Source organism: uncultured Draconibacterium sp. (assembly GCF_913060805.1).
Taxonomy (GTDB): Bacteria; Bacteroidota; Bacteroidia; order Bacteroidales; family Prolixibacteraceae; genus Draconibacterium.
On sequence record NZ_CAJXTC010000035.1, the window covers coordinates 48776 to 55227 of the forward strand.

Consider the following 6452-nt stretch of genomic DNA (forward strand, 5'->3'; position numbering starts at 1 on the left):
TTACCAGAAGCGGAATAAAGCTAAAAACACCCGCGCTGTTTTTGGTAATTAGGTTTTCTGTATTTATTTTCGCACAAAATTTCAAAACAGACTTATTCATGGGAAGAGCATTTGAATACCGGAGGGCAGCGAAGGAGAAACGCTGGGATAAAATGTCGAGAGTTTTTCCAAAACTTTCGAAGAAAATAACCATTGCAGCAAAAGAAGGTGGCCCTGAAGCGGATTTGAATCCTGCACTACGTACGGCTATCATGAACGCCAAGGCGCAAAACATGCCAAAGGCGAATATTGATGCGGCTATTAAACGTGCATCGGGAAAAGATGCAACGGCATATATTGAAACCACCTACGAGGGAAAAGGCCCGCACGGCGTATTGGTTTTTGTTGAAGCAGCAACCGATAATACAACCCGCACAGTGGCTAACGTTAAAAGTTATTTTAACAAAGCCGGTGGTGGACAGGTTCCTAACGGTTCGCTTGAATTTATGTTTTCGAGAAAAGCTGTTTTCGAGTTCGATATGCCCGAAGGAATGGAACTGGAAGATATTGAGCTGGAGCTGATTGATGCCGGTTTGGATGAAATTGAAGAGAACGAAGGAACGTATTATGCTTATGGCGAATACACCAGCTTCAGCGACATGGCGCATAAATTTGAAGAGCTGGAGATTAACGTTAAGAAAGCTGAATTGCAACGTATTCCAACAACTCCGGTAGAATTCACCGAAGAACAAATGGAAGAAATTGAGAAGATGTTGGATAAAATGGAAGAGGACGAAGACGTTCAAGCCGTTTACACTAACATTGCATAATAACCTGCAAGTATCATTTCATGCGGTACTGAATCCAATTCAGCGTTTGAAATGATACTTACAGTTTCAAAAACCCATTTAACCCTCAAAATTCCCACGATCATCTAATAAATTGCACGCATCTCTTTTGTTTCACCTATTTTCGGGAAAAACAAAACTTATGCTATCTGTTCAGGATTACATCAACCATTTTAAAGAGATGTGGGACAAAAGTCCCGATACTTTCCCGCAATTTCAAAAAACTTACTCAGCAGAAGAAAAATTTGCGCACGAACGCAACTTCGATGGCTTTCAGAAAAAATTGAAAGAGCTGCAGAATGTTAGCAAAGTTCAACAGGTTAAGAATGATCCTGCAAAATCGTTTTTTCCCATGTTTCGGTCGTTTCTCGAGACAGTTTTTGATTTTGAAAGCGGACATCTTGAGATTATCCTGTCAGAAGAATTCAAAGATGTGTCGAAAGATTTTTTCTACCGGGCACGCGCTTTTGGTCCTGAATTAGATCCTGAAGATATTTACCAGGGAATGCGAAATGTTTGGATAATGAATGGCTTGCAGCTAATGGCTAAAAAGCCGGTGAATATCACGCCGTCGGTTTTTGCCTATTCAATGATCTATCCGTACAGCGATAATTTACTGGACGATCCGGAGATTAATAAAGAAGAGAAACAAGCTTTTTCCGTGCGTTTTGATCGTCGTTTGCACGGCGAGCCAGAGTTAGCTGCAAATCATACCGAAAAGCAGTTATTCCACTTAATCAGCATGTTTGAGGAAGAATTTCCACGCAGCGAATTTCCAAAAGTTTATGAAAGTTTATACGCCATTCAGCAGGGACAAACCAATAGTTTGAAGATGATAACGCAGAACGGATTGTCAGATGAAGAGATTTGCAATATTTGTTTCGAAAAAGGTGGGGCATCGGTTTTAGCCGATGGTTACCTGGTAGCCGGAGAATTGACACAAGAACAGGAACAAGCACTTTTTGGTTACGGCATTTATTTGCAGTTGCTCGACGATATTCAGGATGTAAAAGAGGATTCATTAGCATCTACTAAAACCATTTTCTCTTGTTTGCCGGAAAAGGATTTAGGTCGCTTTGTAAATAAAACCATCAATTTTGGACGTCTGGCGCTTGAAGAAATGCGTTGTTTTAAAGGTGTAAAAAGCGATGATTTTTTAGGCCTGATGAATCGCAGCATCGAAATGATGATCGTAGAATCGGTGGGCTTAAATGAGACATGGTATAGTTCTGAATATTTAGAAGAGATAGAAAAAGTATCGCCCCTGCATTTCGCATATTTGCGTAAGAAACGCACTCAGAGCAAATCGCAACGCTTTGTATTATTTCAAAAATATTTCGATTTGCCAAAAGCAAAGCAAATGGCAGTGTAAATTCTGCCGTCAGGCTTTCTGAATTTTTATTTAGTTTGTACATTTAGCCTTCAAACTAAATCGAAAAATCATGAGTAAAATATACAATTGGGCAGTATTAGGATGTGGGAAAATTGCCAATAAGTTTGTTAACGATCTGAAATTGTTGCCAAATGCAAAACTGTATGCGGCAGCCTCACGCGATTTAACTCGTGCGCAGGATTTTGCCAACGAACTGGGATTTGAAAAAGCGTATGGCAGCTACACCGAAATGGTTGAAGATCCTAACGTTGACGTGGTTTATATTGCAACGCCTCACTCGCATCACTTTGAACATACCATGTTGTGTCTTTCGCATAAAAAAGCAGTGCTTTGTGAAAAAGCATTTGCCATGAATCAACACGAAGTAGCACAAATGATACAATGTGCAAAAGACAACAATACTTTTCTGATGGAAGCTTTCTGGACGATGTTTCAGCCAAGTTTTCAAAAAGCGCTTGAAATTGTTAACTCCGGTGAGTTAGGGAAACTGAAAATGGTTCGGTCGGATTTTGCTTTTAACGCCGAATTTAATGTAGACAAACGCCTGTACAATGTGAAACTGGGTGGCGGCTCGCTTTTGGATATTGGTATTTACCCCGTGTTTGCAGCGTTGTCTTCTTTGGGTGTGCCTGACCTCATTAAATCTTATGCTGATTTTAGCCCCACCGGAAGCGAGGAAAGTATCCAAATGATTTTCAAATACAAAGGGGGAGAAATGGCCAGCCTGTCCTCAAGTTTTGCGGTACATTCGCCGGTTCAAACCGAATTTTGTTGCGAAAATGGCTATGTTATTCTGCATCCGCGCTGGTTTACACCAACCGATTTAACCGTTTGGAAAGATGGTGAAGAGCAACAGTTAATTCCAAACAAAACAAAAGAAGGTGCGGGTTATCAGTACGAAGCCAAACACGTAATGGAATGTTTGGATGCAGGATTGATTGAAAGTCCGAAAATGACTTGGAAAATGAGTGAAGATTTGATTCAAACGCTTGATCGGATTCGAATTGATGCAGGCATATTTTTTCCGGATCACGATGAGAAAATATTTTTCTGAATTCTGTAAATCTCGAGTTATTGATTTACGAGTTTCTTCTGATTTTTAAATCGGCAGCTAAACCTTTCATCGATTAGGAGATTGTGTTTAATGAATTTTGCACCATTCTTTGTAAATTGCAAACTGCTCTTTGCAATTGGAAATCAGTAAGATTTATATGTTAATATTAGGTAAATAATCATAGAATATTAATAAAGAAAAAATTCTCTAAATTGAGTTATTGCTAAATTTAAAGTGAACTAAATGACAAAAGCTACAAAAGTGATCGCATTAAGAAAAAATAGAAAACAAGTTCCGGAACCAACTTTAAGAAGGTTACCGGGCTACTTATTTTTTCTTGAAAAAGTTCGTGAGCAGGGGGTGATGAATATTTCGGCACCGTCGATCGGAAAACAACTAAAATGCGATCCTACACAAGTAGTAAAAGATTTGGCATTTACCGGGGTAAAAGGAAAACCCAGGGTGGGGTACAATACTTACGAATTGTGTCATGCGCTGGAAGACTTCCTTGGATTCAACCATGTAAACGAAGCTTTTCTGGTTGGAGCCGGTAATTTAGGTTCAGCTTTAATGGCTTATCAGGAACACCAAACGCTGGGACTGAAGGTGATAGCAGCTTTTGATGTTGATGAAAAGAAGATTGGGCAACACATTGGAAATACTCCGGTTTTGGAGTACAATAAGTTGTTCCATTTGTCGAACCGGTTAGATGTTGAGATTGCCATTTTAACCACACCAAATAATGTGGCGCAAGAAGTAGCTGAAGATTTGGTGAACTGTGGTGTAAAAGCGATCTGGAATTTCACCCATGAAATATTGGATTTACCGGATCATGTAATTATTCAGAATACATCGATGAGTTCGTTTGCCGCTGTTTTATTACAACGCTTGAACGACTCAAAGAAATAACTCAAAAAAGGAGAAAAAATGAAAAAGATTAATTTATTCTTTAGATGCGCAGTCGATCAAATAAAGAAAAAATTCTTTAAAGGCAGAAAAAATGACATTAATCATGCATGTGCAGAGCTGCAAAATATGGAAGAAGAAAGCAAGGTAACAGCCGAAGAAAAGGAGCGGGAAGAGTACGCTCAAAACTACAACATAACAACGCGCTGGCAAACTGTATAATTGCTCATTATTTGCTACTTCAAATGCGATCAGTTTTCATTGATTGATCGTTTCCGGGTGTCATAAATTGCCCGGATATAAACTCGCGTAATTTCTCAAACACGTACCGCTATTCTGATCTGTGCCGTATTCGATTAATTGTTACATTTGTTTTTCTGAAACAACTAAATTTAATACGATGAATAAATCAGCGCTTTCTTTTCTACTAATATTGTTATTTACCCTTTCGCTAACTGCGCAGGAGGTAAAACGCCCCGATCCTCAGCCCGCACCAGAAACAAATGAATCGTTTAAGCTCGGAATGGCCGGTTATACTTTTGTGCATTTCGATTTGCAAACCACATTGGAAACCCTAAAACGCTGCGATGTTCATTACCTCTGCATAAAAGATTTTCACTTGCCGGTTAACAGCACTTCGGCAGAAATTGAGGCATTTCATAAAAAATGTACCGAATACGGAGTTACCGGTTATGCGGTTGGTCCACTTTATATGAAAAGTAAAGAGGATATCGACAAGTATTTCGATTATGCGAAACGAGTGGGAGTTAAGACGATTGTTGGTGTGCCCGATTACGAGCTGCTTCCCTACGTAAACGAAAAAGTGAAAGAGACAGGCCTATATTTTGCCATTCATTTGCATGGCCCGGATATTGACATTTATCCGGATGCGGAAGATGTGTGGGAACATACGAAAGATCTTGATCCGCGAATTGGTATGTGTCTCGATATTGGTCACGATACCCGAAACGGAAAAGATCCGGTAGCCGACTTGAAAAAATACAAATCGAGGGTTTTTGATATTCACTTGAAAGATGTTACAGGCCGCACCAAAGAAGGTTACTCGGTAGAAGTTGGAAGAGGAATAATTGATTTTCCGGCTTTTATAAAAATGCTTCGCGAAGTGAATTACACTGGAGTTGTAAGTCTGGAACACGAACGAAATATGGATGATCCGTTTATGGGAATCGCCGAATCGATCGGTTATTTCAGAGCAATGATCGCCGCAACAAAATAGAATCAACGAAATAAAATGAAAAGAGTTTTCCAGCATTGGGGAACTCTTTTTTTATGCATTCATCCCGAATAATTATCAACATAAATAAATTAGTATTCTCTTTGAATTCCGGCTTATATCGCAGCTAATTTTATATTTTTGCTGCAAATGAAGATTGGAGAGTTATACAGAAGAAATGTTTATGGAGTAATCGGTACGCTGGTTTTCCATATTCTATTATTTTCTGCGTTTTTGCTGGCCGACGTTAATATGAAGGGCAATCCAAAAGAGGAGGAGATTATGATCGAATTTCCTGCCGAAATACTCGAGCCAGAAATTATTGAACCTGAAACGGCAGAGGAAGAAAATACCGATCAACCCGATATCGAACAAACTACCAATACACGAACAAATGTTGCTTCAAATCGGTCGGCAACGGAAAATACCACCACTTCAACCGACGAGTTTTTCGACGATGACTACTTAAAAGAAGTGGAAGCTGCCAGACAACTCTCTCAGAATGTCAATAAAAACCTGGCTAAAGAAACAGTCGATTTAAGCGATATTGAAATGCCTGTTGAAACAACGGAAGGCATGGAGCGCGACTCGATAAAGAACGTAATTTACGCCGGAGAAAGTAATATCGTATACTACCTCGAAAATCGTTATCATTTGCGTTTGCCGGTTCCGGTCTATCTGAGCCAGGGAGGAGGAACAGTAATTGTTGATATTGTTGTAAACCGCCAGGGAAAGGTTGTTGAAGCCGAACCTCGCGACGACAGATCTATCCGCGATAAGCAGTTATTTGACTATGCAAAAGAAGCCGCAAGCCGAACTGTTTTTAACAGCGACAACTCAGCGCCTGCGCGCCAAAAGGGAACAATTCAATACACTTTCGTAGCACAGTAAATTCAATGTTAATTGTTGTGGGGTTTAACACCATTTAACATCTTTTTCTTGTCGGATTTACAATATGCCTTTATATTTGCGGTACGTTTATTTTCATAAGTTTAGGTTTAGTTAGGTTAGTTAGTTTAATGAGAAAAGGATGGGTTG

Annotated in this window: 7 protein-coding genes; all 7 read left to right on the forward strand. The window is 39.6% G+C overall.

Annotation, left to right across the window (positions count from 1 at the left end; genetic code table 11):
- The first annotated feature begins 98 nt into the window (after nt 1-98).
- The 7 genes from QZ576_RS18045 (at nt 99) to QZ576_RS18075 (ending at nt 6305) form a co-directional block, all read left to right on the forward strand.
- Nucleotides 99-809 carry a YebC/PmpR family DNA-binding transcriptional regulator gene (locus QZ576_RS18045; RefSeq protein WP_297099607.1) on the forward strand — a complete coding sequence of 237 codons (711 nt, stop codon included), beginning with the start codon at nt 99-101 and terminating at the stop codon, nt 807-809.
- A gap of 160 nt (nt 810-969) precedes the next feature.
- A complete protein-coding gene (locus QZ576_RS18050) occupies nt 970-2199 on the forward strand; it encodes a hypothetical protein (RefSeq protein WP_297099609.1) in 1230 nt (409 codons plus the stop codon).
- Between the two features lie 70 nt (nt 2200-2269).
- Nucleotides 2270-3274, forward strand: coding sequence for a Gfo/Idh/MocA family oxidoreductase (locus QZ576_RS18055; protein ID WP_297099611.1), 1005 nt, complete (start codon nt 2270-2272; stop codon nt 3272-3274).
- Nucleotides 3275-3517: 243 nt separating this feature from the next.
- A complete protein-coding gene (locus tag QZ576_RS18060) occupies nt 3518-4183 on the forward strand; it encodes a redox-sensing transcriptional repressor Rex (RefSeq protein ID WP_297099613.1) in 666 nt (221 codons plus the stop codon).
- 18 nt (nt 4184-4201) lie between these two features.
- Complete coding sequence (locus QZ576_RS18065; RefSeq protein ID WP_297099616.1) at nt 4202-4402, forward strand: hypothetical protein; 201 nt, start codon at nt 4202-4204, stop codon at nt 4400-4402.
- 178 nt (nt 4403-4580) lie between these two features.
- Entirely contained in the window at nt 4581-5417 is an 837-nt protein-coding gene (locus QZ576_RS18070; RefSeq protein WP_297099618.1) for a sugar phosphate isomerase/epimerase, read from the forward strand.
- A gap of 147 nt (nt 5418-5564) precedes the next feature.
- Entirely contained in the window at nt 5565-6305 is a 741-nt protein-coding gene (locus QZ576_RS18075) for a hypothetical protein (RefSeq protein WP_297099620.1), read from the forward strand.
- Nucleotides 6306-6452: the final 147 nt, after the last annotated feature.

Coding starts and splice junctions, on each gene's coding strand:
- QZ576_RS18045 (WP_297099607.1), top strand. CDS start 99: ATGGGAAGAGCATTTGAATACCGGAGGGCAGCGAAGGAGAAACGCTGG.
- QZ576_RS18050 (WP_297099609.1), top strand. CDS start 970: ATGCTATCTGTTCAGGATTACATCAACCATTTTAAAGAGATGTGGGAC.
- QZ576_RS18055 (WP_297099611.1), top strand. CDS start 2,270: ATGAGTAAAATATACAATTGGGCAGTATTAGGATGTGGGAAAATTGCC.
- QZ576_RS18060 (WP_297099613.1), top strand. CDS start 3,518: ATGACAAAAGCTACAAAAGTGATCGCATTAAGAAAAAATAGAAAACAA.
- QZ576_RS18065 (WP_297099616.1), top strand. CDS start 4,202: ATGAAAAAGATTAATTTATTCTTTAGATGCGCAGTCGATCAAATAAAG.
- QZ576_RS18070 (WP_297099618.1), top strand. CDS start 4,581: ATGAATAAATCAGCGCTTTCTTTTCTACTAATATTGTTATTTACCCTT.
- QZ576_RS18075 (WP_297099620.1), top strand. CDS start 5,565: ATGAAGATTGGAGAGTTATACAGAAGAAATGTTTATGGAGTAATCGGT.